This window comes from Vibrio sp. Vb1980 (assembly GCF_033338615.1).
GTDB lineage: Bacteria > Pseudomonadota > Gammaproteobacteria > Enterobacterales > Vibrionaceae > Vibrio > Vibrio alginolyticus.
Genome location: NZ_JAWOSZ010000002.1, coordinates 205,930 through 231,657, shown reverse-complemented (window position 1 = coordinate 231,657; position 25,728 = coordinate 205,930). Strand labels below are relative to the sequence as shown.

The 25,728-nt window shown below is 43.7% G+C and carries 28 protein-coding genes, 1 riboswitch and 1 other annotated feature; of the genes, 12 read left to right on the top strand and 16 right to left on the bottom strand.

Annotated features, from left to right (window positions below):
- Window positions 1–4 precede the first annotated feature (4 nt).
- On the bottom strand, window positions 5–184 hold the full coding sequence (torE, locus tag R7F64_RS04295) for a trimethylamine N-oxide reductase system protein TorE (RefSeq protein WP_005378141.1): 180 nt from the start codon (window positions 182–184) through the stop codon (window positions 5–7).
- Window positions 185–646: 462 nt separating this feature from the next.
- Here torE and R7F64_RS04290 point away from each other — a divergent pair, with 462 nt between their 5' ends.
- Window positions 647–1,459, top strand: coding sequence for an ABC transporter permease (locus R7F64_RS04290; RefSeq protein WP_213970486.1), 813 nt, complete (start codon window positions 647–649; stop codon window positions 1,457–1,459).
- 354 nt (window positions 1,460–1,813) lie between these two features.
- On the top strand, window positions 1,814–1,951 hold the full coding sequence (locus R7F64_RS04285) for a hypothetical protein (RefSeq protein ID WP_005378145.1): 138 nt from the start codon (window positions 1,814–1,816) through the stop codon (window positions 1,949–1,951).
- An 85-nt stretch (window positions 1,952–2,036) separates the two neighbouring features.
- Here the strand turns inward: R7F64_RS04285 and focA are convergent, their stop codons facing one another.
- Window positions 2,037–2,897 (bottom strand): formate transporter FocA, encoded by an 861-nt coding sequence (focA, locus tag R7F64_RS04280; protein ID WP_054577945.1) that lies wholly within the window; start codon window positions 2,895–2,897, stop codon window positions 2,037–2,039.
- 299 nt (window positions 2,898–3,196) lie between these two features.
- Between focA and R7F64_RS04275 the strand changes: the two genes are divergently transcribed.
- Window positions 3,197–3,430 carry a TIGR02647 family protein gene (locus R7F64_RS04275; RefSeq protein WP_005378148.1) on the top strand — a complete coding sequence of 78 codons (234 nt, stop codon included), beginning with the start codon at window positions 3,197–3,199 and terminating at the stop codon, window positions 3,428–3,430.
- Between the two features lie 43 nt (window positions 3,431–3,473).
- Here the strand turns inward: R7F64_RS04275 and R7F64_RS04270 are convergent, their stop codons facing one another.
- Window positions 3,474–3,920, bottom strand: a complete 447-nt coding sequence (locus R7F64_RS04270; RefSeq protein ID WP_005378150.1) for a PACE efflux transporter — start codon at window positions 3,918–3,920, stop codon at window positions 3,474–3,476.
- An 89-nt stretch (window positions 3,921–4,009) separates the two neighbouring features.
- On the opposite strand from R7F64_RS04270, the gene R7F64_RS04265 reads away from it, so the two are divergent.
- The 3 genes from R7F64_RS04265 to R7F64_RS04255 are packed head-to-tail and all read left to right on the top strand — an operon-like array spanning window position 4,010 to window position 6,369.
- Complete coding sequence (locus R7F64_RS04265; protein ID WP_005378151.1) at window positions 4,010–4,888, top strand: LysR family transcriptional regulator; 879 nt, start codon at window positions 4,010–4,012, stop codon at window positions 4,886–4,888.
- 18 nt (window positions 4,889–4,906) lie between these two features.
- Window positions 4,907–5,734, top strand: a complete 828-nt coding sequence (locus R7F64_RS04260) for an NAD-dependent epimerase/dehydratase family protein (RefSeq protein WP_318071483.1) — start codon at window positions 4,907–4,909, stop codon at window positions 5,732–5,734.
- Window positions 5,731–6,369: a YdcF family protein gene (locus R7F64_RS04255; protein WP_318071482.1), complete on the top strand. Its 639-nt coding sequence runs from the start codon at window positions 5,731–5,733 to the stop codon at window positions 6,367–6,369. Before R7F64_RS04260 ends, R7F64_RS04255 begins: the two co-directional genes overlap by 4 nt.
- Window positions 6,370–6,429: 60 nt before the next feature.
- Here the strand turns inward: R7F64_RS04255 and R7F64_RS04250 are convergent, their stop codons facing one another.
- Both R7F64_RS04250 and cysS read right to left on the bottom strand, forming a co-directional pair.
- Window positions 6,430–7,008, bottom strand: a complete 579-nt coding sequence (locus tag R7F64_RS04250) for a thymidine kinase (protein WP_005378154.1) — start codon at window positions 7,006–7,008, stop codon at window positions 6,430–6,432.
- An 87-nt stretch (window positions 7,009–7,095) separates the two neighbouring features.
- Entirely contained in the window at window positions 7,096–8,478 is a 1,383-nt protein-coding gene (gene cysS, locus R7F64_RS04245) for a cysteine--tRNA ligase (protein WP_005378155.1), read from the bottom strand.
- A 202-nt stretch (window positions 8,479–8,680) separates the two neighbouring features.
- On the opposite strand from cysS, the gene R7F64_RS04240 reads away from it, so the two are divergent.
- The 4 genes from R7F64_RS04240 to R7F64_RS04225 all read left to right on the top strand — a co-directional run bounded on the left by R7F64_RS04240 (window position 8,681) and on the right by R7F64_RS04225 (window position 11,882).
- Window positions 8,681–9,175, top strand: a complete 495-nt coding sequence (locus tag R7F64_RS04240; protein ID WP_005378156.1) for a peptidylprolyl isomerase — start codon at window positions 8,681–8,683, stop codon at window positions 9,173–9,175.
- A 60-nt stretch (window positions 9,176–9,235) separates the two neighbouring features.
- The gene (gene lpxH, locus R7F64_RS04235) at window positions 9,236–9,973 is read left to right on the top strand and encodes a UDP-2,3-diacylglucosamine diphosphatase (protein WP_005389817.1); all 738 of its coding nucleotides are present in this window, start codon (window positions 9,236–9,238) and stop codon (window positions 9,971–9,973) included.
- A 98-nt stretch (window positions 9,974–10,071) separates the two neighbouring features.
- A complete protein-coding gene (locus R7F64_RS04230) occupies window positions 10,072–11,286 on the top strand; it encodes an EAL and HDOD domain-containing protein (RefSeq protein WP_005378158.1) in 1,215 nt (404 codons plus the stop codon).
- An 80-nt stretch (window positions 11,287–11,366) separates the two neighbouring features.
- Window positions 11,367–11,882, top strand: a complete 516-nt coding sequence (locus tag R7F64_RS04225) for a YchJ family protein (protein WP_031812834.1) — start codon at window positions 11,367–11,369, stop codon at window positions 11,880–11,882.
- 280 nt (window positions 11,883–12,162) lie between these two features.
- On the opposite strand, the gene hisIE is transcribed toward R7F64_RS04225, so the two are convergent.
- From hisIE to tet(35), 9 genes are all read right to left on the bottom strand, one after another.
- Window positions 12,163–12,798 carry a bifunctional phosphoribosyl-AMP cyclohydrolase/phosphoribosyl-ATP diphosphatase HisIE gene (gene hisIE / locus R7F64_RS04220; protein WP_318071481.1) on the bottom strand — a complete coding sequence of 212 codons (636 nt, stop codon included), beginning with the start codon at window positions 12,796–12,798 and terminating at the stop codon, window positions 12,163–12,165.
- Window positions 12,795–13,568 (bottom strand): imidazole glycerol phosphate synthase subunit HisF, encoded by a 774-nt coding sequence (hisF, locus tag R7F64_RS04215; RefSeq protein WP_262606124.1) that lies wholly within the window; start codon window positions 13,566–13,568, stop codon window positions 12,795–12,797. Before hisF ends, hisIE begins: the two co-directional genes overlap by 4 nt.
- The gene (gene hisA / locus R7F64_RS04210) at window positions 13,550–14,287 is read right to left on the bottom strand and encodes a 1-(5-phosphoribosyl)-5-[(5-phosphoribosylamino)methylideneamino]imidazole-4-carboxamide isomerase (RefSeq protein ID WP_053307442.1); all 738 of its coding nucleotides are present in this window, start codon (window positions 14,285–14,287) and stop codon (window positions 13,550–13,552) included. The genes hisF and hisA overlap by 19 nt, the downstream gene beginning before the upstream one ends.
- Before the next feature lie 12 nt (window positions 14,288–14,299).
- Window positions 14,300–14,914: an imidazole glycerol phosphate synthase subunit HisH gene (gene hisH / locus R7F64_RS04205; RefSeq protein ID WP_017821716.1), complete on the bottom strand. Its 615-nt coding sequence runs from the start codon at window positions 14,912–14,914 to the stop codon at window positions 14,300–14,302.
- A gap of 26 nt (window positions 14,915–14,940) precedes the next feature.
- Window positions 14,941–16,014: a bifunctional histidinol-phosphatase/imidazoleglycerol-phosphate dehydratase HisB gene (gene hisB, locus R7F64_RS04200; protein WP_005389832.1), complete on the bottom strand. Its 1,074-nt coding sequence runs from the start codon at window positions 16,012–16,014 to the stop codon at window positions 14,941–14,943.
- Window positions 16,015–16,083: 69 nt separating this feature from the next.
- Window positions 16,084–17,124, bottom strand: a complete 1,041-nt coding sequence (hisC, locus tag R7F64_RS04195) for a histidinol-phosphate transaminase (protein ID WP_086046628.1) — start codon at window positions 17,122–17,124, stop codon at window positions 16,084–16,086.
- 18 nt (window positions 17,125–17,142) lie between these two features.
- On the bottom strand, window positions 17,143–18,435 hold the full coding sequence (hisD, locus tag R7F64_RS04190) for a histidinol dehydrogenase (protein WP_054577956.1): 1,293 nt from the start codon (window positions 18,433–18,435) through the stop codon (window positions 17,143–17,145).
- Window positions 18,436–18,440: 5 nt separating this feature from the next.
- Complete coding sequence (gene hisG / locus R7F64_RS04185) at window positions 18,441–19,337, bottom strand: ATP phosphoribosyltransferase (RefSeq protein WP_005378180.1); 897 nt, start codon at window positions 19,335–19,337, stop codon at window positions 18,441–18,443.
- Window positions 19,338–19,390: 53 nt separating this feature from the next.
- Window positions 19,391–19,528, bottom strand: a sequence feature (His leader region).
- Between the two features lie 180 nt (window positions 19,529–19,708).
- Window positions 19,709–21,310 carry a tetracycline efflux Na+/H+ antiporter family transporter Tet(35) gene (gene tet(35) / locus R7F64_RS04180; RefSeq protein WP_053307447.1) on the bottom strand — a complete coding sequence of 534 codons (1,602 nt, stop codon included), beginning with the start codon at window positions 21,308–21,310 and terminating at the stop codon, window positions 19,709–19,711.
- A gap of 109 nt (window positions 21,311–21,419) precedes the next feature.
- Window positions 21,420–21,602: riboswitch (Lysine riboswitch) on the bottom strand.
- A gap of 582 nt (window positions 21,603–22,184) precedes the next feature.
- Here tet(35) and R7F64_RS04175 point away from each other — a divergent pair.
- Window positions 22,185–22,592, top strand: a complete 408-nt coding sequence (locus R7F64_RS04175; RefSeq protein ID WP_318071480.1) for an H-NS family nucleoid-associated regulatory protein — start codon at window positions 22,185–22,187, stop codon at window positions 22,590–22,592.
- A gap of 127 nt (window positions 22,593–22,719) precedes the next feature.
- Here R7F64_RS04175 and R7F64_RS04170 read toward each other — a convergent pair whose 3' ends face one another.
- Window positions 22,720–24,024 (bottom strand): inosine/guanosine kinase, encoded by a 1,305-nt coding sequence (locus R7F64_RS04170; protein ID WP_005378187.1) that lies wholly within the window; start codon window positions 24,022–24,024, stop codon window positions 22,720–22,722.
- Between the two features lie 117 nt (window positions 24,025–24,141).
- Window positions 24,142–24,411: a hypothetical protein gene (locus tag R7F64_RS04165; RefSeq protein WP_005378190.1), complete on the bottom strand. Its 270-nt coding sequence runs from the start codon at window positions 24,409–24,411 to the stop codon at window positions 24,142–24,144.
- A 188-nt stretch (window positions 24,412–24,599) separates the two neighbouring features.
- Here R7F64_RS04165 and mnmA point away from each other — a divergent pair, with 188 nt between their 5' ends.
- Complete coding sequence (gene mnmA, locus R7F64_RS04160; RefSeq protein ID WP_005378192.1) at window positions 24,600–25,724, top strand: tRNA 2-thiouridine(34) synthase MnmA; 1,125 nt, start codon at window positions 24,600–24,602, stop codon at window positions 25,722–25,724.
- Window positions 25,725–25,728: the final 4 nt, after the last annotated feature.

Genomic DNA, 25,728 nt, shown 5'->3' with positions numbered 1-25,728 from the left:
TGGCTTACATGCCGTGCGCGCCTGGAGGCCCAAAGAAGAAGACTTGCAACATCCAAACGATGAACCCGTAGCCGCCAACAAAGGCCACACTCAGAATTGGGAAGAGAACAACTGCAATGAAGAGGAACGACTTCCACTCCAGGGAGCGTTTTTCACCACTCTCAATTTTATTAACATCACTCATACATTTGCCTATTTTGTATCTAGTGTTATTGAAAAGCCCGCGTAACCAAGCTTAAGTTTTTTACAATCTCTAATGGAAAATGTTAGACCATACTAATAGTAGGGTTCAATCAAATAAGCGACCTCAGACCTTGTAATTCAACACTTTTTTGAGCTCATCCAGAGATATGATGGATTGATGTTATTTATTAAAAAACATGAACAGATGTGACAAAATAAGTCTTTTAAGGAGTTGTTAAATAACCAACATTTAAGAAACATCGATCACATTTAAATCGTAATTACCATGCCATAAATCGACTTAAAAACTCCGAAAAAGATAACCACTTGTAAACAGAATGCTGCGTATTAATGTCTAAAATAGCACTCAAGGTTTACTTTAAGAACAGCAAAAAGTGCACATAGTGGTTCATATAAAGGGGAGGCTTAGATACAATTATTCGCGTATTTTCAAGGAGCGATTATGGATAACGTGGTGGATATAAGCTGGGTCAAACTGGCACTGTTTGGTTTGATTTTATTGGTCCCCTTCTTTATCAATGCCCGCTACAAATTAGGGATAGCAAAAGACACGATAATCAGTGTTATCCGAATGACATTTCAGCTCATATTGATTGGCGTGTATTTAGAATATCTTTTTCAATTAAACAGCTTACTTGTCAATATACTTTGGCTTGCCATCATGCTACTGATTGGTGCCAGCTCAATTGCGGGAAAAGCTCGCTTACCTAAAAAGCCACTTATGCTTCCGCTACTAACGGGCCTTACCTGTGGTCTAATACCACTTCTGATAGCAATTACAGCAGGCTTAGTGCAACCATCCCCTATTTACAATGCGCAGTACATGATCCCACTTGCTGGTATGTTATTGGGTAACAGCTTGAGTAGTAATATCATCGCTCTTCAGAATTTGTTTACGGCTTTTGAGCAGAGACAAGCAGAATATGAGGCTGCAATCTCACTTGGAGCCTCTCCTCGCTACGCATCCTTCCCCTTCATTCAGGAGGCTCTTAGAAAGTCCCTTGCCCCGACTTTAGCTTCTATGGCCACTACAGGACTGGTTACCTTACCGGGTATGATGACCGGTCAAATTCTAGGTGGCGCGAGCCCGATGGTTGCGATTAAATACCAGTTAGTAATTATGCTGGCTATTTTCGTTATGTTGAGTGCCTCCGTAACCATAACGTTAGAAATGACATTGCGCTGGGTACAAACCAAAGAAGGCCGAATCAAGATAAAAATCGAGCAACCCGAATCGACCAAAACTCACGGTTAGTTGGCGCTTGTGGGTAAAGCCCGTTAAACAACTTATGTTGCCAAGTCGAACGTACTTATAACTGAATAACTCAACTATTCTTCGAGCACTCATCAAGACGCTTTCAGATGAAAAGTCAGGCAGAATTCTTTTTGATATAAGCCTCTAATTTTATGAAATTTTCTTTGCAAGTTTAGATACGCACGATCTTTGATACAGGTTATCCACAGAAAATGTGGATAAGCCCCCAAAACCCATACGCAACCAGAAACATAGCAACATAAGTGATCAATCGAATCTTCATGCATTGATCACGTGACTGACATGTTCTAATTTTAAAGTAAAGGCAGTGACCACAAACTTGGAGAGACGTACATGGATGTCTTAATGATCAAAGAAAATTACGATGAACTCCTGTCCGATGCACCTCTGGATTGGCTCGTTCAAGAACCAAAGGAAGTAACTTCTCATTGGCTCCCAACCGATTTTGGCATCAACGAAGAGTTGATTTAGCATGACTCGACTTATTTGACATTTGCAGAGACAAATAAAAAGAAAGGCGAACCATCTGGTTCGCCTTTCTTGTGATCTTCTAAACTTATCGCAAATGGTTATCTTCATCGCGTAGATAAATCATCCAATACCACATGCCAACAAATACGCCACCACCAATAATGTTTCCTATCGTAACAGGAATTAGGTTGTTTACGATGAACCCCATCATGTTTAAGTCCGCGTAGTTTGCAATATCTACCCCTGTCATTTGCCAAAACGCTTCTGGCGCAAAGTACTTAATACCAATCGCCATAGGTACTTGGAACATGTTCGCAATACAGTGCTCAAAACCTGCCGACACGAACATAGCCACAGGCAAAATCATGACCGCTATTTTATCTGTCAATGTTCGCCCACTAAACGTCATCCAAACTGCAATACAAACTAATACGTTACACATGATGCCAAGCGCAACAGCAGCAAAGAAACCATGATGTAATTTGTGTTGGGAGATCGCCATCGCGTTAAGACCAACTTGGCCATGATCAAACATATATTGCTTGGTAACTAGCATACAGGCCACGAGCAAAATGGCCCCAACCATATTGCCAAAGTAAACCACCAACCAGTTTTTGATAAGTGCTTGCCAAGAGATTTTTCCACTCGCACGCGCAACTAGTGTCAGTACAGAGCTAGTGAAAAGCTCGCCGCCAGTAACCACCACCAAAATCAAACCAAGGCTAAATGCCAGACCACCAATGAGTCGTGTAATGCCCCAAGGCAGCTCGCCTGCGCCTGTCGTTACTGTGGTATAGAAGATGAAAGCAATACCAATATGAAGCCCCGCAGAAATGGCGAGCAGAAAAGATTTGATTGGAGCTTTCGTTGCTTTGCCTACCCCCACTTCAGCTGCGCGTTCCGCAGCTTGTGGCGGTAATAGTGAGTCAAACTGATTAAAGTTCATTCTGGTGTAACATTTAGAAACATTTAAAGAGGCGCGGATAATCGCTCTATTTCCCTATTTTTTCAAGTGCTATTTGGCGTGTTTACTAAAATCGTTGTTATTGGGAGATCAAGCAATAAATAGCGCCTATCATTCGCTACCGTAAGTATCATTGATACTTAACAAGTATTCGGCCTTTCGAACAAAGATCCTGCGTTATATCAGCCTGATAGCGCCATACTTAACACTTCTTGTCGTTGAATGTTGCCCAACGCTACTTTTCAGACTAGCTTGGTAAAAAAAGCGCAAAGGAATCATTTATGAAATATTCAGCTGAACATATCGCCGAATTGAATCTACTTCTTCAGTTCGACCTAAGTAGTGCTGCAACTGGTATTAAAGTTCATACAGACGCGTCAGAAGAAATGCAGGCAGCCGTTGCTCGTCTATATGAGAAGCAACTTTGTACACAGCCTGACGGTGGCTATCTAACAGACGAAGGCATTGAAGTTGCAGAACATGCAGATAAGATTTTAAGAGTTTTGTCTGTGTAATTTGAACAAAAAACGCCACCGAACTCGGTGGCGTTTTTTAGTCCTATATTTTTCCTGTCGATGCCTGCGGCAATAATCGCTTTTTCATTTTGCTAAATGGTTGAACCTTGTCATACAACCAGTTAAAACCAGTAGCATAAAATAGGAAGAAAACGAGGAAGCCGGCTTCCAGCATCAGAGCTTGAAGAAGCGTAATTTCTAAGAACCAGGCAATCACAGGTAGAGAGATAAAGATCAATCCTCCCTCGAAACCAACAGTGTGTCCAAGCCGCATCGCTAAACTTCGCTCAGCTCGATTGCCACCAAACCACTTATCAAAGTACAAGTTGTAGATGTAGTTCCATATCACGGTATACATGCTCAACCCGACCCCAACCAACGCAAGATCACTAGAGCCCTTTCCAGTGATCAATGAAGCCGCTGGTACAATAATCGCGAGTGCGATTAACTCAAAAAGTACTGCATGAAAAATTCGTTCGTTACGAGTCATATTTCTCTGTCCAAATAGTTCTACTCAATGCTTAGAATTTTATCTATTATTTAGATAACCAAAAGTTAGATACCATCGGTTTAAGCGATATGTTTACCATCGAACAACTGCAAGCTTTTATTGCTACATCAGAAGCAGGATCATTTTCAGGAGCAGCTAGAAAACTGGGGCGAGCTCAATCTGTAGTGAGCCAGCACATCATGAATATGGAGATCGACTGTGGCGTTGAGCTTTTTGATCGATCAGGCAGGTACCCTAAATTAACTGAGAATGGCCTCGCGCTCGTACCTTATGCACAAGCAACAATCAGCCAACTCGACCGCCTAAACAATAGGGCATCGCAGCTCTTTTCCACGCCAACGAACAAATTAGTCTTAGCTATTGATGAAGGGATTCCTCTGACTCGCTTGCCGGATGTGCTAAAGAAGTTAGAGCAACGCTTTCCACACTTACAAGTTGAATGCTTAACGGCATCAAGCCCTGATATCATTGAATTGGTTAAGTCGGAACGCGCCACGACTGGGATTATTTTGAGTGATTTACAAATGCCAAGGCACATCGATTTCACCAATCTTGGCAATATTGCATTTGATGTCTATGTCTCTTCAACACATCCTTTAGCAAAGCAGCAAATCACTCACATTGATCAACTAAAACAACATCGTCAATTGGTCATACGATCCAAAAGTGCAGAGCCATGTGGTCTCAATCAAGCATTTAGCCCAGATATCTGGTACGCTGATAACTACTATATTTTGTTGGAATTGGCGAATAAAGGGTTTGGTTGGTGCTTTCTACCACAGCATTTAGTCGCGTATTCACCTAATACATTAAAAAAAGTTGGGGATGATTTCACAAAACTGGCTTGGCAAGTCAATGTTGACCTTATTCAGCACCAGAAATGGCATTCAGATCCCCTCCATCAACAAGCCAAAGCAGAACTGCTCAACCTATTCGGGCAGACATAAGTAAGTAGGAAGACCCAAATGGCAAATACATTGATCGTAGGTGCAGGCTGGCTCGGAACTCCGCTAGCAGAAACATTGATGAAAGATGGACACTATGTTGTTGTCACTCGTCGTAGCCAAACTCGATTAAAAGAGTTACCCACCTCATTAACTCACTCCGCATTGTTCGATTTCAATCAATTGAACGCCACAGCACGGCTAGATGAGCTGCTCAAACAGCATCAAATTACGCACGTTATCGGTGCTTTTCCTCCAGGATTTCGTAAAGGACGCTGTCAAGAATATGCACAGCAATGGCAAATACTTGCCAACGCAGCTAAGCAAAACAACGTTGAAAAACTTCTCATGATCAGCTCTACAACGGTTTACCCTAACCTTGCTTCCGATATGGAAGAAGCTGACGCGTCAATCTCTTTAGCAGCCGAAAGCCCTTATTTCTCTGACAATGCACGTATTATGCTTCAAGCAGAGCAGCATGTTATCGACTCGAATATTAGCTTTGTTATTCTACGTTGTAGCGGATTAATCGGGCCAGATAGACACCCATCTCGCTTTGCAGCAAGGCTTCAACAAGTTAGTCGTAAAGCACCAGCTAATATGCTTCATCAAGATGATGCTGTCTCGGCTGCGAAATTTGCCTTAGGCAATTTAAGCAACCAAGTCATTAATGTTACGACACCTCATACTGTCAGCAAGGCTGAGTTCTACCAAGCTGCCATAAACAAAATCGGAAGTGAGATACCTCTTCCACCCGTCACAGAGCAAGCTGACAAGCGTATTCTTGCTGACAAACTACTCTCACTTGGTTATCGATTTCACTTCAATTCAACTTTGGATGCGCTATGAGACTCTATAGACATATAGAAACGCTTTGGGATTACATGCAACTTAAACATGAACTGAAGCCTGCGGACTGTTTGTTTGTGATGTGCAGTAATGATGTGCGTGTAGCGGAGCACGCTGCCAAGCTCTACCACCAAAAGTTGGCACCTTTGATTGTATTTTCAGGGGGTGAAGGTCGCTTCACAGATGGACTGTTTGAAAAAAGCGAAGCAGAAACCTTTGCCGAGATTGCAAAGTTGTCGGGCGTTCCAAGCAAAGCAATTTTGCTCGAGACTAAATCCACAAACAGCGGAGAAAACGTCCGCTTTACTGAGCAACGATTAAAAGAGGAAGGAAAACAATGTTCCTCGTTTATTCTGGTACAAAAACCGTTTATGGAGCGTAGAGCAATCGCGACATTTGAAAAACAGTGGCAGTCACCCTACACTCAGCTCCAAGTAAGCTCTGCGACTCTTCCATTTTTTGAATACATTAATGAAGACATGCCATTAATGATGGTGCTAGAAGCACTAATGGAAGATTTCTCTCGCGTAAAAAGCTATCCAGAGAAAGGATTTCAAACCGAGCAGAACATCCCTCAGCAAGTCGAATCTTCTTACCAGGTTTTACTCGAGCGGTTTGGTTTTGACTTAGTCTAACTTTTTCTAACCGACAACAAAAAGCCACCAAGTTCGGTGGCTTTTCTGTATCAATACGGCTTATTTACCGAGCGCTTCTTTGTAATGTTGGCGGCATACGGAGACATACTTATCGTTACCGCCGATCGCAACTTGATCGCCTTCTTTAATTGCCACGCCGTGTTCATCGGTACGAATAACCATATTCGCTTTGCGGCCGCAATGGCAGATTGTTTTGAGCTCAACCAGCTTGTCTGCCCAAGATAATAGATACTTACTGCCTTCAAAAAGTTCGCCTAGAAAATCGGTGCGAAGGCCGTAACACAATACTGGAATATGCAACTTATCAACGACTTCAGTAAGTTGATAAACTTGTTCTTTCGACAAGAACTGACACTCATCAACAAGAATACAGTGACGTTTTTCAACCTCATTCAGAGCTGCGATCTCCTGATACAAATTGGTATCCTGACGAAATAAATGTGCGTCAGATTGAAGACCAATACGAGAGCTCACTTTACCGACACCAAAACGATCATCTAGCGCAGCCGTAAAAATAACTGGCGTCATGCCGCGTTCTTGATAGTTGAAAGAGGATTGAAGAAGTGTTGTTGATTTACCCGCATTCATTGCTGAGTAATAGAAATACATCTGAGCCACAGAGCATTACCTAAAGTTAAAGTTTTAATTTATGGAAATGGAAAATAAAAGGGCTGAATTATCAGCCCTTTAAAAATGAAAATTCAATTACTTACGACGCCACGTTGTACCTTCTGGACCATCTTCCAGAACAATGCCCATTTCGGTCAGCTTGTCACGAGCCATATCTGCATTCGCCCAATCTTTCGCAGCACGAGAGTCGTTACGCAGCTTGATCAGAGCTTCGATTTCAGCCACTTCATCATCGTTACCTGCATCACCTTTTAGGAAGGCTTCTGGATCTTGGTGAAGAATACCGATCACATCTGCTAGTTCACGCATTAGCGCACCTAGCTCGCTCGCTTTCTCTAGGTTTTCTGTCTTCAGACGGTTAACTTCGCGCGCCATGTCGAACAGAACTGAGTACGCTTCTGGTGTATTGAAGTCATCGTTCATCGCTGCTGTAAAGCGAGATACGTACTCTTCACCACCAGCAGGCGCAGCGTTTAGGTCTAAACCACGTAGAGATGTGTACAGGCGCTCAAGCGAAGCACGTGCTTGGTTTAGGTTATCTTCGCTGTAGTTTAACTGGCTACGGTAGTGACCAGACATTAGGAAGTAACGCACTGTTTCAGCATCGTAGTGACCAAGAACGTCACGGATAGTAAAGAAGTTACCTAGAGATTTAGACATCTTCTCACGGTCTACCATTACCATGCCGCTGTGCATCCATGTGTTCACGTATTGTGTATCGTGTGCACAGCATGATTGCGCGATTTCATTTTCATGGTGTGGGAACTGAAGGTCAGAACCGCCGCCGTGAATGTCGAAGTGGTTACCTAGGATTGAAGAGTTCATTGCTGAACACTCAATGTGCCAACCTGGACGACCAGGACCCCATGGTGACTCCCACGTTGGTTCACCCGGCTTAGACATCTTCCAAAGTACAAAGTCTAGAGGGCTGCGTTTTGCTGTTTCGATATCAACGCGCGCGCCAGCTTGAAGCTGATCAAGGTCTTGCTTAGACAGCTTACCGTATTCGTTGAACTTGCCCACTTCAAACATTACGTCACCGTTATCTGCAACGTATGCAAAACCGCGCTCGATTAGCTTCTCAACCAATTCGATGATTTCAGCAATAAACTGTGTCGCACGAGGTTCAACGTCCGGACGTTTCATGTTCAGCGCATCAAAATCAGCGTGCATTTCACCAATCAAACGCTCAGTCAATGAATCGCAAGACTCACCATTTTCTGCGGCACGTTTGATGATCTTATCGTCGATATCTGTGATGTTACGTACAAACGTCAGATCGTAGCCCAAGTAGCGAAGGTAACGTGATACAACGTCAAAAGAGACGAAAGTACGACCGTGACCAATGTGACAGAGATCGTAGATGGTAACTCCACAGACATACATACCGACTTTGCCAGCTGTAATTGGTTTGAATTCCTCTTTCTGTCTTGTGAGTGTGTTATATATCTTTAACATGATCTCTATCTATGATTGTGAATGAATAAAAGAAGATGAGTATATCAACTCCAACCTAGTTAGGTAATAGCAATTAACCGATAAAACGATAATCGGCTAAACTTCAAGCACAAAACGAAGAATTTCCTCTTCCTGAGTTTTTAAAGCACTAGAACTTAGGCTAGAATCTCGGGCTCAACACAACACAGTAAAGGAAAGTAGCATGATCACCCTTCACACTAATTTTGGTGACATCAAGATTCAACTAAACGAAGAGAAAGCGCCAGAGACAAGCGCAAACTTCCTTCAGTACTGCCGCGACGGTTTCTACGACAACACGCTTTTCCACCGTGTTATTGACGGCTTCATGATCCAAGGTGGTGGTATGGAGTCTGGTCTACGTGAAAAAGCGACTCGTGCACCTATCAAGAACGAAGCAAACAACGGCCTTAGCAACAAAGTGGGTACACTTGCTATGGCACGTACTATGGAGCCGCATTCAGCAAGCTCTCAGTTCTTCATCAACGTAAACAACAACACGTTCCTAGACTTCCGTAGCGAAAGCTTAGACGGTTGGGGTTACTGTGTGTTCGGTGAAGTAATTGAAGGCATGGACATCGTAAATAAGATCAAAGGCGTTAGCACTGGTTCTTACGGCATGCACCAAGACGTACCTCTAGAAGACGTAGTAATCACTGGTACAACAATTGAAGAGTAATTCTTAGGAATTATTTTTAAAAGATAAGTTAATGGGGAGGCATAGCTTCCCCTTATTTCTATGACGACATTATTTATTTCCGATCTTCACCTTACCCCATCACGTCCTGATATCACGGAATGTTTTGTGACGTTCATGCGAACAGAAGCAACAAAAGCTGATGCACTTTATGTACTCGGCGATCTGTTTGAGTTCTGGATTGGTGACGATGACAACACCCCTTTTGCAGACCAAATCCGTGCAGAATTTAAAGCACTGACGGATGCGGGTGTGCCAACTTTTTTCATCCAAGGCAATCGAGATTTTTTACTCGGCAAACGCTTTTGCAAAGAAACCGGTATGACATTACTCGACGATGTCTGCACGATTGATCTTTATGGTCAAAAAGCCGTAATCCTACATGGCGATACGCTCTGCATTGACGATGTGAAATACCAAGAGTTTAGAAAAACCGTTCACAAGCCATGGCTACAATGGTTGTTTAACCGTATTCCTTGGTTCATTAAGAAGAAAATTGTCTCAAAAGTTCAATCCGATATTCGTGATGATAAAATGAGCAAGTCATTAGATATCATGGACGTCAACCAAAATGAGGTCGAGAAAGTGATGTCTCAGAACTGCGTCAACTTAATGATTCATGGTCACACACATCGCCCGAACACACATTTTTTTGACGTCGATGGAGTTAAAAAGACCCGAATTGTTTTAGGGGATTGGTATACGCAAGGCTCAGTTTTAAAAGTAAATTCTGATAGTTTTGACCTACAAACGAGACCGTTCATACAGAATTTGCGTTAAGCATGTAGAGCGTGTAGAAGATTCACGCTCAAGTCGTAGATATTTTGTAGAAAATCGCTATTATCATAATACTAAGTTAAACAGAACGAAGTACCTAATTGAAGTATTCTTACGTAGCTCGCCAACCGATTCTGGATAGAGAAAAACGAACCATAGGTTACGAACTCCTCTTTCGAGACGGCCCTAAAAATACCTTCCCTGAAGTAGAACCAGAGCTGGCTACTAGTCGACTGCTATCCGATCATTTTTTGTCGACGCATTACAACACATTAGGAAACAAACTTGGCTTTGTTAACTTTCCGCATCAAAGCTTGGTGAACTTGGTCCCAACTTTGTTTCCTAAAGAATCTCTCGTCATTGAAGTCCTTGAAGACTGCGAACCGACAGAAGAACTGTTAGAAGCCATCAAGCACCTTCATGAGTGCGGATACAAAATTGCTCTGGATGATTTTGTTCCGACGAAAGCTTGGAAGCGTTTTCTTCCATACGTTTCCATGATCAAGTTTGATATTAGACTTGTGCCGATCAAGAAAGCTGCCATTTTTATTCAGGCGTTGAGCCCATTTAAAATCGACTTTCTTGCGGAAAAGGTAGAGACCTATGAAGAGTTCGAGCAAGCTCTAGAAGCCGGTTTTAACTATTTTCAAGGGTATTTTTTTAGCAAACCTGAGATGATCCAGAAAAAACGGTTGAACCCCGCGTTTCTTACCGTCATCCAGCTTTGTAAAGAGATTGCAGATAAGCCCATCGACTTCAATGAGGTTGAACGTCTGTTTTCGATTGATGTGACGCTGTCATACAAGCTGCTTACTTACGTAAATTCAGGCTATACATTAACGACTAAGATCAAATCGTTCAGACAGGCGCTTATTTATCTGGGTGAAGAGCGACTACGACGCTTTATTTCCTTAGTTGCAATTGCCTCCGTTCAAGAAGATAAACCTGACTCTCTTTACTCTTTAGCGATTCAGCGTGCACGAATGTGTGAACTGCTACTTAGTCAAATGAACACTAGGTATGACCCTGGGCAGGCTTTTTTGACAGGCATGTTTTCTTTACTCGGATCTTTGCTCGATCAACCGCTCTCGGATGTCATTGAAGATATCCCCGTTGACGAAGATATAAAACTCGCATTAACCAGTCGAAAAGGCGTACTTGGTCACTTACTTTCGATGACGATCGCCTATGAACAAGCGGACTGGGAGTTAGCCGAGCGATATTGCACCGTTCTTAAATTAACCGAACCTCAATTAGCGGACGCTTTTAATCAATCGACGGAATGGGCTCAAGAACTGCTGTCTCAAACGCCCTAAATCGCTATAATGCCTCACCTCCAGCCTCGCAATTGTGAGGTTGTTTGTTTTTACCGCTTAATTAATCGAGATTTCATTTTATGGCTTCTTCTTGCCCTTGCGGATCTAACCGCACCTACCAACAGTGTTGTGAAATTGCCCACAACAACCATGCTGACGTCACCACTCCAGAGCAGTTAATGCGCTCTCGTTACAGTGCGCATGTGTTAGGTCTAGTCGATTACGTGGTGAACACGTACCACCCAAGCTGTAATGCAGAAGAGCAACGTGAAGGCATTGCCCAATCTATCGACAGCGATTGGTGCAAACTTGAAGTTGTAAAAACAGAAGCTGGCAGTAATGACAATGAAGGCTTTGTCGAATTTAGCGCTTATTTTGATGAAGACGGCAAGCGCTACTGTATGACAGAGCGTTCTCGCTTTGTAAAAGAAAATGGGCTTTGGTACTACATTGACGGCACGTTTCCAGAAGAAGAGCTAGAAGAAGAACCAGAACAAGATCCTCGCCTAAACCAACCAGTGAGTAGCCTAAAAGTAGGTCGTAACGACCCGTGTATCTGTGGAAGCGGTAAGAAATTTAAGAAGTGTTGTGGGTAAGATCATCCACTCCTAGCTTATTGAGCTCTCTTTAATGAAATTCCTGATCTCGCCTAGGCTCGTTGGAGTGACGTGAATATATGTACCTGTTTGAAGTAAATAACTCTACTGCAAGCACCATTAGAAAATATACCGTCATTCTGAACAGCGAGGAACGAGTGTGATTCAGAATCTAATCGCTACTAGCACTGTTGCCGGTTTTTACCCCGAATCAAGAACACTAAATTAAAAAAGCCCCTAGGCTCGAGAGCATAGGGGCTTTCACTTATCTATAGCAAGCTTACTTATGACGCTCTTTCAGTTTGTTCACTACGTCATTCATCGATAAGCCTTGGTCTTGAAGCAATACCATTAAGTGGTAAATCAAATCCGCAGATTCACACACTAACTCCGCCTTATCGCCCGACGTCGCCGCAAGCGCGACTTCAACGCCTTCTTCGCCCACTTTTTGCGAAATACGCTTGGTGCCACGGGTATAAAGACTGGCAGTATAAGAGGAATCTGGGTCGGCACTCTTGCGGGCAGCCAATAGCTGCTCAAGTTGATGAAGCCACACCATTTGTGACTCCTCTTGAGGGTCCACATCCCAGCAAGTTGTGTTACCCAAGTGACACGTAGGACCAATGGGATTCACTTTCACCAGTAGCGTATCGTTGTCGCAATCGAGCTGCATGTTCACTAGTTGCAATACGTTGCCAGAAGTCTCACCTTTCGTCCAAAGACGTTGCTTGGTACGAGAGAAAAACGTCACTTGACCCGTTTCTCCCGTTTTTGCCAACGCATCTTGGTTCATGTAACCCATCATCAGCACTTGGCTTGATTGGAAATCTTGTACGATAGCAGGTACCAGACCATCCACCTTTTCCCAGTTGATTCGCTCAACTAGCGAACTTACTTCGGCGGCTTTCACACTCATAGTCGTACCTCAATGCCTTGTTGTTTCAAATACTGCTTTAGTTCACCAATATTGATGACTTGTTTGTGGAATACCGATGCGGCAAGCGCGCCATCCACATTTGCTTTTTGGTAGGCTTCTGCGAAATGCTCCATAGCACCTGCCCCACCCGATGCAATCAATGGCACGTTACACACTTCACGCACCATGTTAAGTTGTTCAATATCGTAACCGTTACGTACGCCGTCTTGGTTCATCATGTTCAGTACGATTTCACCAGCGCCACGCTTTTGTACTTCTTGCACCCAATCACGCGTTTCCCATTGGGTCGCTTTGGTGCGTTCTTCATCACCAGTAAACTGGTAAACCTGATACTTGCCCGTCTCTTTGTCGTAGTATGAATCGATACCAACGACGATACATTGCACACCAAACTTATCAGCAAGGTTGGTAATCAGTTGCGGGTTCGCCAATGCAGGTGAGTTGATAGACACTTTGTCTGCACCAAACTCAAGAATGCGCGCTGCGTCTTCCGCTGATTTAATGCCACCAGCCACACAGAAAGGAATATCAATCACTTCAGCAACGCGAGCGACCCAACTTTTATCGACGACACGACCGTCACTTGAAGCGGTAATATCGTAGAACACAAGCTCGTCAGCACCTTCTTCAGCATAACGCTGCGCCAGAGGAACGATGTCGCCAATGATCTCGTGGTTACGGAACTGAACACCCTTGACCACTTGTCCATCACGAACATCAAGACATGGAATTATTCGCTTTGCCAGCATGCAAATGCCTCCTCTGCTGTGAACTTACCATCTAACAATGCACGACCAACAATCACACCAGCCACACCGCTGCCTTTTAGCGCTTCGATATCTGCTAATGAGCCAATGCCACCTGAAGATTGAAACTGCACTTGTGGGTACTGTTTACATAGGTCGACATAAAGCTCTACGTTTGAGCCTTCTAGCGTACCGTCACGAGAAATGTCCGTACAAAGCACGTGCTGCAAACCTACCGTCAGGTAATCGTTGATCAGAGCTTCGATAGTCACGCCTGAATCTTCTTGCCAACCAGAAATCGCTACTTTACGTGTGCCGTCTTGATCGATGTTGATGTCTAGCGCGAGAACGATTTTCTCTGCACCGTATTTTTCCATCCAACCTTTCACAAGCTCTGGCTGTTTTACTGCTGTTGAGCCAACGACAACACGCTGAGCCCCCGCTTCTAGCAGCTCAATCACGTCTTGCTCTGTGCGCACTCCGCCACCGATTTGGATGTTCGCTGGCGTGCTTGCTAGTAGCTTTGCAATTAAATCAAGTTGACGTGCTGTCGTGTCTTTCGCGCCAGTTAAATCCACCAAGTGCAGCCAGTTAGCACCAGCTTGGTGGTACAAGTTGAACTGCTCTGCTGGGTCGACTTTGTACTCAGTTACTTGGCCGTAATCACCTTGATAAAGGCGAACCACCTGTCCTTCAATTAAATCAAGAGCTGGAATAATCACACTAAATCCCTTTTATAATTCTAAGAAGTTTTGAATAAGCTTCGCGCCCGCTTTTGAAGAACGCTCAGGGTGGAATTGCACGCCGTAATAGTTACCGCTTTGTACTGCTGCTGTGAACGGGTTGCCGTATTCACATTCCGCAATCGTGTAATCCCCAACAGGCATCGCAAAGCTGTGCACGAAGTAGAAATACTCTCCTTCTTCAATATCTTTGAAAAGTGGATTACCTGCTTTTGCAGAGACCGTGTTCCACCCCATATGCGGCAACGGCAAATCGCCAGTTTGTAGTAGCTTCACTTCGCCATCACAAAGTCCAAGACACTCAACTAACTCGTCGGCTTTCTGCCCTTTCTCTTGAGACACTTTGCCCAACAGTTGCATGCCTAAACAGATACCTAGTAATGGCTTTTCTACCTGTTTTACCAAGCTGATCAGATCGCGCTCTTCTAGGTTCTTCATCGCTTCGCTGGCGGTTCCCACACCCGGTAGGAATAGCTTATCTGCGGATAATACGACTTGCGGATCTTTTGAAATCGTTACGTCATAGCCTAGGCGTTCAATGGCAAACTTCACCGAAGAAACGTTGGCACAGCCAGTATCGATAATGACAACTTTCTGTTCTGTCACTGTTTTTCTCCTTGCTAACGTTAGCCTTAAAGCACGCCTTTACTACTTGGTAGCTCAGTGCCTTCTACTTTGATTGCTTGGCGTAACGTACGACCAAACGCTTTAAATAGACTTTCAATGATGTGGTGATCATTGTTGCCCGCAGAAGAAAGGTGCAACGTACACGCTAATGTGTCAGTCAGAGAGCGGAAGAAGTGAACCACCATCTCTGTTGAAAGATCACCCACTTGCTCACGACTAAACTGCGCGTCGAACTTAAGGTAAGGACGACCTGATAGGTCTAGTGCGCATTGCGCCAAACACTCATCCATTGGCAAGCTAAAGCCAAAGCGACCAATACCACGCTTGTCACCCAGTGCTTCTTTCAACGCTTGACCCAACGCAAGAGCGGTATCTTCTACTGTGTGGTGATCATCAATGTGCAGGTCACCTTCCACTTTGCACACCATTTGGAATCCACCGTGCGTCGCAATTTGATCCAGCATGTGGTCAAAAAAGCCAAGACCTGTAGAAATATCGTTACCGCCTTGCTCGTCAAGATTAACGAATACTTTAATGTCTGTTTCTTTTGTGGTGCGAACCACTTCAGCAACGCGAGCCTTCACCGTGAGATCTTTTAGGATCTGTTTCCAACCCATGGTTTCTGGGTTGTATTGAATGCCACGAATTGCCATGTTTTCTGCAAGTTGAAGATCGGTTTGACGATCGCCAATCACAACAGAGTTTTGAAAATCCACTTTGCCACCTTGAAGGTACTCTTTTACCAAGCCCAATTTAGGCTTACGGCAAGAGCAGTTATCTTCATCGAAGTGAGGACAAATCAGCACATCATCAAACTTCACACCTTGAGATTCAAAGATCTCCATCATCATGTTGTGTGGTGCATCAAAATCAGCTTGTGGGTAGCTGTCGGTACCCAAACCATCTTGGTTCGTGACCATCACTAGACGGTATCCTGCATCCTGCAACGACAGCAGGCTTGGGATAACAAATGGTTCTAGTTTTAGCTTATCTAAACGGTCTACTTGAAAATCAATCGGCGGCTCAACAATTAAGGTGCCATCACGGTCGATAAAAAGGATTTTTTGTTGTTTGCTCACTCGAACTTCCTTATTGCTATTCTTTTGGCGCTCCCGCTATTTAGCGAGAGCGATAAATTCTGTCTCTATTTATGCGTAGTAGTTTCTGATAAATCCAAGCGTTTTTTCGCACTCGTCACGGTTACCCACACTGATACGCACACAGTTTTCAATTGGCGAGTTACGCAAAATAATGCCCGTATCCCAAGCCGCTTTGAAAAGGTCATCGCCATCTGGGAATTTCACCAATAGGTAGTTCCCCCACCCTTCAAACACTTCCAAGCCCGGAATCATTGAAAGGCCAACTTGCAAGTAAGCACGGTTTGCATTCAAATCGAGAACTTGAAACTTCGCTCGCGCTAAACCAGCTTCCGAAAGCGCCTGAGTCGCAATTTCTGCCACTGGAACTGGGACTGGGTAAGGTGCGATAACTTTAAGAAGTACATTAATCAGCTCTTCGTTCGCAAGCGTAAATCCACAACGTAGACCTGCAAGCGCAAAAGCTTTCGACAGAGTACGCAGAATTGCAAGGTTCGGGTATTGCGCCAGTAGGTCTACCGTTGACGCTTCTGGACAAAAATCGATGTACGCTTCATCCATCACCACGATTGCACGGTCTTTTGTCATCTCAAGCAGAGACACAATGTCCTCACGCTTAACCAAGTTACCTGTTGGGTTGTTTGGCGAACATACAAAAACCAGTTTCACGTTATCCAGATTAGCTTCGATGCCTGCAAGGTCTAGTTGCCAATCTGACGTTAGCGGCACGGTTTTGCACTCTACACCGATGGTTTCTGCACTGATGGCGTACATACCGTAAGTCGGTGGGCAGTAAAGAATCGCATCTTCACCCGGCTCACAGAATGCACGAATCAGTAGTTCAATACCTTCATCCGCACCACGAGATGTTAATGTTTGCTCTGGTTTCACACCCGCATAGGCTGCGTAAGCAGAAATCAGTTCTTTAGGCTGACATTCGCTGTAACGATTAAGACGAGCAAAGTCTGTTTTGTATTCATTGTTAAATGGTGATTCGTTGGCATTTAGCCATACGTCACCCGTACCACCGATTCGGCGAGCCGACATATAAGGGGTAAGCTGTTGGACTTGTTTACGCGCTAGCTTTTCCATCTCATTACTCTCTTATTCTTACTTACTTGCTAATTTTTCTACGCGGATAGTAACAGCACGTTTGTGAGCGTCCAGACCTTCTGCTTCAGCCATCGTGACTACCGTTGGTGCAAGGTTCTTTAAACCATCAGCAGAAAGCTCCTGAACCGTCATTCGTTTAGAGAAATCCGCCAAACCTAAGCTTGAATAAGTACGTGTGTAACCGTAAGTAGGAAGGACGTGGTTAGTCCCCGATGCGTAATCTCCCGCAGATTCAGGAGACCAATCCCCAAGGAAGATAGAACCTGCGTTATCTAATAGAGGTAGAAGCTCACGAGGGTTCTTAGTCTGAACAATCAAGTGCTCAGGACCGTAGTAATTGGAAATAGAAACTGACTGCGTCATCGACTCGGAAATAATGATCAAGCTTGATGCCAGAGCCTTTTCTGCGATGTCTGCACGAGATAGCTCCTTAAGCTGACGTTGAACCGCATCCGTCACTTGATCAGCAATCACAGGAGAAGGAGTCACCAATACCACTTGAGAATCAGGACCGTGTTCCGCTTGGCTCAAAAGATCCGCAGCGATAAAGTCTGCATCTGCGGTTTCATCTGCAATCACTAGCACTTCTGATGGCCCTGCTGGCATATCAATCGCAGCACCGCGGAAATCATTGCTAACCTGTCGTTTTGCTTCGGTCACGTAAGCGTTGCCCGGACCAAAGATCTTATCTACTTTCGATACAGTCTCGGTGCCATAAGCCATTGCAGCAACTGCTTGGCCACCACCGACGTTGTACACTTCATCAATGCCACACAGCTTCGCGACATAAAGGATCTCATCAGCGATTGGCGGTGGAGAACAAAGAACGACTTTACGACAACCTGCAATTTTTGCAGGAACGCCGAGCATCAAAACAGTCGATGGCAAAGGCGCACTGCCACCAGGAATGTACAAACCCACTTTTTGAATTGGACGTGTTACTTGTTCACAAAGAACACCTGGCTGCGTTTCCACCTTGAGCGGTTGCGGCTTTTGCGCTTTGTGGAACTTAGAAATATTGGCGTAAGCTTGCTCTAGTGCGCTCTTCATTGACTCTGACAAACGCTCTGACGCTGCCTTAATTTCCTGAGAAGAAACACGAATGGATTCAGGCTTAACACGGTCAAACTTTTCTGTCAGCTCAATAAGAGCAGAGTCACCTTCTTCTCGAACTTTAGCAATAACTTCGGCCACAGCAGTGGTGATATTGGCACCTTCTGCAATAGCAGGGCGCTCCAAAATAGAGTCTTGCTGATTCTCACTTAATGATTGCCAAACGACTGTTCTCATGATGCTTACTCCATCATTTTTTCAATTGGTAGAACGAGAATTGAACTTGCGCCCAACTCTTTCAGCTGTTCCATTGTTTCCCAGAATAGGTTTTCAGAACTCACTAAGTGAACAGCCATTTTCTGCTTATCTGCAGAAAGAGGAAGAACAGTTGGGTCTTCAGCACCTGGCAGTAGTGCTTTAATTTGATCTAACTTCTCTGCTGGGGCGTGAAGCATAATGTACTTAGATTCTTTCGCTTGCTGCACGCCTTGCATGCGAGTTAACAGCTTTTCGATTAGCGCCACTTTGTCTGCGTCGAACTCACCTGTGCGTTGAATCAATGTCGCTTTTGATTTAAAGATAATTTCAGCTTCTTTAAGGCCGTTCGCTTCCAGTGTTGCACCTGTAGAAACCAAATCAGCGATAGCATCAGCGAGACCCGCGCGAGGGGCAACTTCTACAGAGCCTGTCAGCATACATGTAGAGAATGGAACGCCGGCTTCATCCATGTACGCTTTTAGAAGTTGAGGATACGTTGTAGCAATACGCTTGCCAGCTAAGTCTTGTGGACCGTTGTACTCTTCGTCCTTGTCGATTGCGATAGATAAACGACAGCCACCAAAATCAAGTCGACGAAGCTGAACAAACTCGCAGGGTTCACCTAATGCTTTGCGGTCAAGGCGAACTTCTTCTAGTTCATTTTCGCCAATAAAGCCAAGGTCAACCACGCCATCCATAATTAAACCTGGGATGTCGTCGTCACGAACCAAGAGTAAATCAATTGGCATATTTTCAGAATGGACAACTAAACGCTCGCCCATTACGTTGAACTTTACGCCGCACTGTTTTAGTAGAGCTTGACTCTCTTTGCTAAGACGACCTTTTTTCTGAATTGCGATTCTTAAACGTTGTGTTTGCATTGCTTTGTCCCTATGCAAGATTTTGATATCTAAGTATTTTTCAAACTAATAAAACTAAAAAACCCTCGGGAGATTGAAGTCTCCCGAGGGTTTAAAATCTGCTTTTACTTTGATTTTACCTCCGGGAGTTTCCTGCCTCCCGGGTATGCGTACATCGCCCGAAAGACTAGATTGGGTGATGATGGTGATGAATGTTCATTACAAAATTACGCATACTTATTTCAAGGCTCTTCTCATTTGCTTTGTTACCAACCACACTAACCAAGCTGATTACTTTTTTCAACCCTTAATTTTAAAAAAATTCGAATTGTATAATACAAATAAAAAAGGAGGCCGAAGCCTCCTACAATTTCACCTTTTAAATCAGTGAATTACGCACTCTGGCAAGATGCCATTTTTGACTTTGAAAGCCATGACAAAATCGCGCAAACGATAACGAATGTAATCGACGCTGCGATGAAAGAGAACGCAATTGAAGCTGTCATACCAAGAGCAATAAAGCCCACGCATGAAACAAGCGCGACTGATAATGCATAAGGTAACTGTGTTGATACGTGATCGATATGGTTACAACGTGCACCCGTCGATGACAAGATCGTCGTATCTGAGATTGGCGAACAGTGGTCACCGAATACAGCACCAGCAAGAACCGCACTTAGCATCGGTAGCATTAGCGCTACATCTGTTGCGCCAGCCATATCACCCGCGATTGGTAGCATGATGCCGAACGTACCCCATGAAGTACCTGTTGAGAACGCCATCAGGCCAGACAACAAGAATAGGATAACTGGTAGCCAGTGCGGGTTAATGTTGCCCTGCGCCATTGTCGAAAGGTAAGTACCAGTCTTCATATCACCGATAACAGAACCAATGGTCCAGGCAAATACTAAGATTAGAATCGCACCAAACATAGACTTAGCACCAATCCAAAGTGTACGTGCGATCTCAGCCATTGGTAGACCTTGCTTCACAACAGTAAACAGTGCAACTGCTAAGCCAAGCAAGCTACCGTAGATTAGTGATGTACCTACATCTGTATTTTCAAAAGCACCAAGAAGCGCAAACTCCTTACCATCAGCAGCCAATGCTTGGCCACCCGTGTAAAGCATTGAAGCGATAGTCGCGATAATCAGCGTCACGATAGGAAGTATCAAATCTGACACTTTACCCTTTTCACTTTCACGGATATCTAGCTCTTCGTTTAGGTCATGCGCTTCTTGCGAGTCATTTTCTTTGTCTTTATCAAAGCCACGACCTTGCGATGCAGAGATCTCATGCTCACGCATTTTACCAATATCAAGACCAAACCACGCAACAGCGAACACCATTAGCAGCGCAAAAACGGCGTAGAAGTTCATTGGAATAAGACGAACATATGCGCCAAGAGCCGAATACTCTGTGATCCCATGTGAGACTAAGATCCCGCCAATAATAGTAATAATGTAAGCACCCCAGCTAGAAGCAGGCATAATTACACACATTGGAGCAGCGGTTGAGTCTAGAATGTACGCAAGCTTAGCGCGAGACACATAAAAGCGATCGGTTACTGGGCGAGAGATCGCACCAACAGCAAGGCTATTAAAGTAATCATCGACAAAAATGAATACGCCTAAAAAGGCGGCAAGAAGTTTGGAGCCGCGTTTACTCTTCACTCGAGATTGTGCCCATTCAGCAAAAGCACGAGTACCGCCAGATAGCGTTAATAAAGCTGTTGTCATACCTAATAAGATTAGGAAACCAACAATGCTCATGTTCCAAGTGTTAATTCCGCCATCTTCAATAAAGACAGAAGAAACTTGAGAACTGACGTAACCTGCGGTGTCGCTGATAGACCAGCTATTAAGTAGCACCGCACCTAGCACGATACCTACACCCAAGGAAACTAATACACGTCGAGTCAAAATCGCCAAAGTCAAAGCGACAATAGGTGGCAATAATGAAACAGGAGAACTAGAAAAATCTATTAAATTCATGATCTTCAAAAACCAAAGTTTGGCTAGAGATCTACTGCAGACAAGTCACGTAGCATACGATACGTGCTCATGTTGAACTTAGCGACAGGGAAGCGAACACTCCACCCAACCCTACAGTAGCGCTCCATAGTTTAATGTGAATATATACTATGGCAGTGTTGTTCCTTTCAGATACAACCCCAGCAAGTAACTTTGATGAGTTACTTACTTCGGCAATCTTCGCCTTCCACTATTATTCATTGGCATCACCCCAATAATAGCTACTCTTCGAGACCGCGCCTCTACGGCAACAACAAACAATTAACCACTAACTGTACAAATTAACAACAAATTGTCTGCAATATTGCATCAGGTGGCAGCCATTGTACTTATGATGAGAGTCAATGCAACACATCAAACTAAATTAAACAAATAAATAATGACTGAGATAATTTATAAACCTTGCCTACTTCCATAAGTTTTGTGCAACTGAAATCACATCAATCATGTTATTTATGAAACATTATTACTACCTTAGAAATATCATGGTTTATCTTATATCAATAAATTAAGGATATATGACACACCATTAAAGATGGATGCTTCATATTTTTAAGTAATAACTCAAATTTTTTTATAAAAAACCAAGCTGTCACTCTCTCTATACAATAATGATTGTTGATTTTAGTTCTCATCTAATAATGATTTATTTCGAGTGTAATAATATTAATGGCTTTAAAAAATAGTCAAATTTAAACAAAATCTTGATTTAGCATTTGCACATAAGGAAAAGATAAAGTTAAATATAAGGACTCTTTGTTTATTTATAGATTGGCATTATTTAATCGTAACGATAAAAAGTGCCCAACACATTAACCTTTTAATAGGAATCGTTATGTCAGAGCTGACTAAAACCCTTCTAAATATCCGTAGCCTTCGTGCATTTTCTCGTGAGCTGACTCTAGAACAATTGGAAGAAGCTCTAGATAAACTCACTACTGTCGTAGATGAGCGTCGTGAAGCAGAAGAAGCAGAACGCGCAGCACAAGCAGAGCAAGAAGCTAAGCTTGCAGAGATTGCTGAGAAAATCGCTCAAGACGGTATTGACATAGAAGCACTTATTACTGCGCTATCTGGCGAAACTAAGACGAAAGGCAAAGCGAAGCGCGCACCTCGCCCTGCTAAATACAAATACACAGATTCAAACGGTAATGAGAAAACTTGGACTGGCCAAGGTCGTACACCTTCGGCGATTCAAGAGCAACTTGATGCAGGTAAATCTCTGGATGAGTTCCTAATCTAGATCCGTGCTATTTTTAAAAGGCTCCCATAGGGAGCCTTTTTTATTTAAACCATTACAAATAAAAAAGGCACATTTCTTAATGTGCCTTTTACTTTAGTTACAGAATAGTTAATTAAACCGCTTCGTATTAACGTTCCCAGTATGCTTCTTCTAGGCTATCTTCTCGCTCAGGAAGTCCGCGCGACAATCGTGGTGAATGTTGCACGAGAACTTCGTAGCTAGCACGGTTTGCGTATTTGCAGACTTGAGAAAAAGAAGAGTAAGTTAAATACTCGTTACTGTGCTTGCTTGAATTAGGCACATTTTCTTTATGGTATTTATTTGCTGCCATATCATGAAGAACAGCAGATAACGCAGCATCACCTGCGCCATTTGTATTCTTAATTTTTTCTGGGCCACCCATATATGGCGAGATATGCGAGTACACTTTTATTGGCGTCTCGCATGAGTCTTTTTTCGCCGGACGACTGAATTCATAACGATTAAATTCAGCAATTGACCCTGGAAGTAATGGCAAAGAAGTTTCGCGCTTCGCGCTATCCTCCGTATACCCAGCCATAAATAGACCTACAGGACCCGCCGTGCACAATACTAGATCAGCCCACTCCAATGTTTTATCAGACGCAGCAAGTGGATCAGATTCCCCCGTCAGTGCTTCTGCTTCATCTTCATTCATCGCAACGACTGAAACGTTATCTCGAATGAATTCTTGCCAATATTTAGGGTCATCTTGAATAACAAACTTTGTGCCTAAAGTCAGAACAACAGGCACATCATTCTTTTTCGCGTACTCAATTGCTTTCATTGTTGCTTCCGGCATTGGGTCGCCGTCTTTGCAACGTACTAGATATGACGTCAGTACAAGTGCTGATGCATTTTTAAAGATTTTCTCTGGAATGCTATCAGGATGGAGTTGGTTCATTTGCCCTTCGCTGATAGCAAAAGTACGTTCACCGTCTTCTGTGATAAGAGCAAAACAACGGCCAATTGCACCATCTACACCTTGTAGGTAGTTCAAGTCCATGCGGCTTGATGTATTACAAAGATAACGGTAACCGTAGCTGCCAATCTTAATATCCTGGCTCATCACTCCAAGTAGTGTGGAGCGGTCATCCGCTAGCACGGAGTAGTTATGTAGCGTGTTACCAATTGTACCGCCCGCATACTCATTGGTAATCAAGTTCTCTTCTTTCAGTTGCTGGTATAACTCTTCTGCTCTTTCGTCATCGATAACCAGAGAGTGACCTTTACTCAGACCGTACTTTTCAATCACATCCGTTGTAACTTTTGCTTCAATATCAACCAAGGTTTGGTCAATACCAATGATGTGAGTGCGCGTCATCTTCTTGCTTTCTTGTGCTTGGCTCACCAGCGGGTCACGAGCATGAACAGGAAAATAGTGCTTCGATTTGCGTTGTCCAGGAAATTTCATATTGTCAGTCTGAGTAAGGGGATGAAAAGGAGAGCGGATTCTATACCGCTAATAATAAAGCAGCAATAAAAGCGATTATAGCAAACGTTTGCTGACAGCTTTTTTCTTTTAGGTGGCTTATTCACCTTCCATAAAGCTGAGATCTGGTAGTTGCTCAAGGTGCTCGCTATAACGCTTTAGGTTGAACTCACCTTCATTCTTCATTACATCAAAAATCTCAATTGACATCGCACATGCCATCATCGCAACCGCATCTTCACGTGGTGTGCCAGTCATCATTAAACGCATAAGGGTTTCTTTTACTTTAAGCGGGTTGCCATCTTCGAGCTGATTTTCAACAATTTCAATCAACTCACTTTCTTGCATAAATTGGTTTTCTTCTGTCATTTGGTGTTTCCTCTTGGATTTTGGCCAACTATGCCATATATACCTCTTCTATACTTGCGAAATTACTCGTTCGAATCTTTGTTGAAGAAAAATCCAGCGAAACGAATTGTGATTTCGATCTCGGATCTGTCACCGGTCTGTGGATTCTGATAGAATCTGCATCCCGTTTATTTAAGTGGTGTTTAGTAATGTCTGATAACAGCCAAAAGAAAGTCATCGTCGGTATGTCCGGCGGCGTTGATTCATCTGTTTCCGCGTATCTTCTAAAGCAGCAAGGCTACCAAGTAGAAGGCCTTTTCATGAAGAACTGGGAAGAAGATGACAACGAAGAATATTGTACAGCGGCAGAAGATCTTGCTGACGCTCAGGCAGTATGTGACAAGCTAGGCATCCACCTACACACTATCAACTTTGCTGCCGAATACTGGGATAACGTATTTGAGTACTTCCTTGCTGAATACAAAGCTGGCCGTACTCCGAACCCTGACATTCTTTGTAACAAAGAAATCAAGTTCAAAGCATTCCTAGAATTCGCTGATGAAGTACTTGATGCTGATTACATTGCAATGGGCCACTATGTGCGTCGCTCTTTCCCAGAAAACGGTGAAAAACCACAAATGTTACGTGGTCTAGATGGCAACAAAGATCAAAGCTACTTCCTGTACACATTAAGCAACGAGCAAATCGCACGTAGCCTATTCCCTGTTGGTGACCTAGAGAAACCAGAAGTACGCCGCATTGCGGAAGAGCAAGACCTAATTACTGCTAAGAAGAAAGATTCAACTGGTATTTGTTTCATCGGTGAACGCAAGTTTACGGAATTCCTAGGTCGCTACCTTCCAGCTCAGCCTGGTAATATCGAGACTCCAGAAGGCGAAGTGATTGGTCAACACCAAGGCCTGATGTACCACACACTTGGTCAGCGTAAAGGTCTACACATCGGTGGCCGTAAAGGCGGCGGTGGTAACGAGGACCCATGGTTCGTTGGTGAGAAAGATCTAGAACGTAACGTTTTGATTGCTGTTCAAGGTAAAGACCATCCAATGTTGAAATCAGAAGGTCTACTTGCATCACAACTTCACTGGGTAGATCGTGAGCCAATTCGCGATGTTATGAAGTGCACAGTGAAAACTCGTTACCGTCAGGAAGATATTCCTTGTACAATCATCCCTATCGATGATGAAAACATTAAAGTTATCTTTGACGAGCCACAAATTGCTGTAACTCCAGGTCAATCAGCAGTGTTCTACAAAGGTGACGTGTGCCTAGGTGGCGGCATCATCGAGCAACGCATTAAATATTCTCAAGCTTAGGAGT

Coding starts and splice junctions, on each gene's coding strand:
- torE (WP_005378141.1), bottom strand. CDS start 184: ATGAGTGATGTTAATAAAATTGAGAGTGGTGAAAAACGCTCCCTGGAG.
- R7F64_RS04290 (WP_213970486.1), top strand. CDS start 647: ATGGATAACGTGGTGGATATAAGCTGGGTCAAACTGGCACTGTTTGGT.
- R7F64_RS04285 (WP_005378145.1), top strand. CDS start 1,814: ATGGATGTCTTAATGATCAAAGAAAATTACGATGAACTCCTGTCCGAT.
- focA (WP_054577945.1), bottom strand. CDS start 2,897: ATGAACTTTAATCAGTTTGACTCACTATTACCGCCACAAGCTGCGGAA.
- R7F64_RS04275 (WP_005378148.1), top strand. CDS start 3,197: ATGAAATATTCAGCTGAACATATCGCCGAATTGAATCTACTTCTTCAG.
- R7F64_RS04270 (WP_005378150.1), bottom strand. CDS start 3,920: ATGACTCGTAACGAACGAATTTTTCATGCAGTACTTTTTGAGTTAATC.
- R7F64_RS04265 (WP_005378151.1), top strand. CDS start 4,010: ATGTTTACCATCGAACAACTGCAAGCTTTTATTGCTACATCAGAAGCA.
- R7F64_RS04260 (WP_318071483.1), top strand. CDS start 4,907: ATGGCAAATACATTGATCGTAGGTGCAGGCTGGCTCGGAACTCCGCTA.
- R7F64_RS04255 (WP_318071482.1), top strand. CDS start 5,731: ATGAGACTCTATAGACATATAGAAACGCTTTGGGATTACATGCAACTT.
- cysS (WP_005378155.1), bottom strand. CDS start 8,478: ATGTTAAAGATATATAACACACTCACAAGACAGAAAGAGGAATTCAAA.
- R7F64_RS04240 (WP_005378156.1), top strand. CDS start 8,681: ATGATCACCCTTCACACTAATTTTGGTGACATCAAGATTCAACTAAAC.
- lpxH (WP_005389817.1), top strand. CDS start 9,236: ATGACGACATTATTTATTTCCGATCTTCACCTTACCCCATCACGTCCT.
- R7F64_RS04225 (WP_031812834.1), top strand. CDS start 11,367: ATGGCTTCTTCTTGCCCTTGCGGATCTAACCGCACCTACCAACAGTGT.
- hisIE (WP_318071481.1), bottom strand. CDS start 12,798: ATGAGTGTGAAAGCCGCCGAAGTAAGTTCGCTAGTTGAGCGAATCAAC.
- hisF (WP_262606124.1), bottom strand. CDS start 13,568: ATGCTGGCAAAGCGAATAATTCCATGTCTTGATGTTCGTGATGGACAA.
- hisC (WP_086046628.1), bottom strand. CDS start 17,124: ATGGAAAAGCTAGCGCGTAAACAAGTCCAACAGCTTACCCCTTATATG.
- hisD (WP_054577956.1), bottom strand. CDS start 18,435: ATGAGAACAGTCGTTTGGCAATCATTAAGTGAGAATCAGCAAGACTCT.
- hisG (WP_005378180.1), bottom strand. CDS start 19,337: ATGCAAACACAACGTTTAAGAATCGCAATTCAGAAAAAAGGTCGTCTT.
- R7F64_RS04175 (WP_318071480.1), top strand. CDS start 22,185: ATGTCAGAGCTGACTAAAACCCTTCTAAATATCCGTAGCCTTCGTGCA.
- R7F64_RS04170 (WP_005378187.1), bottom strand. CDS start 24,024: ATGAAATTTCCTGGACAACGCAAATCGAAGCACTATTTTCCTGTTCAT.
- R7F64_RS04165 (WP_005378190.1), bottom strand. CDS start 24,411: ATGACAGAAGAAAACCAATTTATGCAAGAAAGTGAGTTGATTGAAATT.
- mnmA (WP_005378192.1), top strand. CDS start 24,600: ATGTCTGATAACAGCCAAAAGAAAGTCATCGTCGGTATGTCCGGCGGC.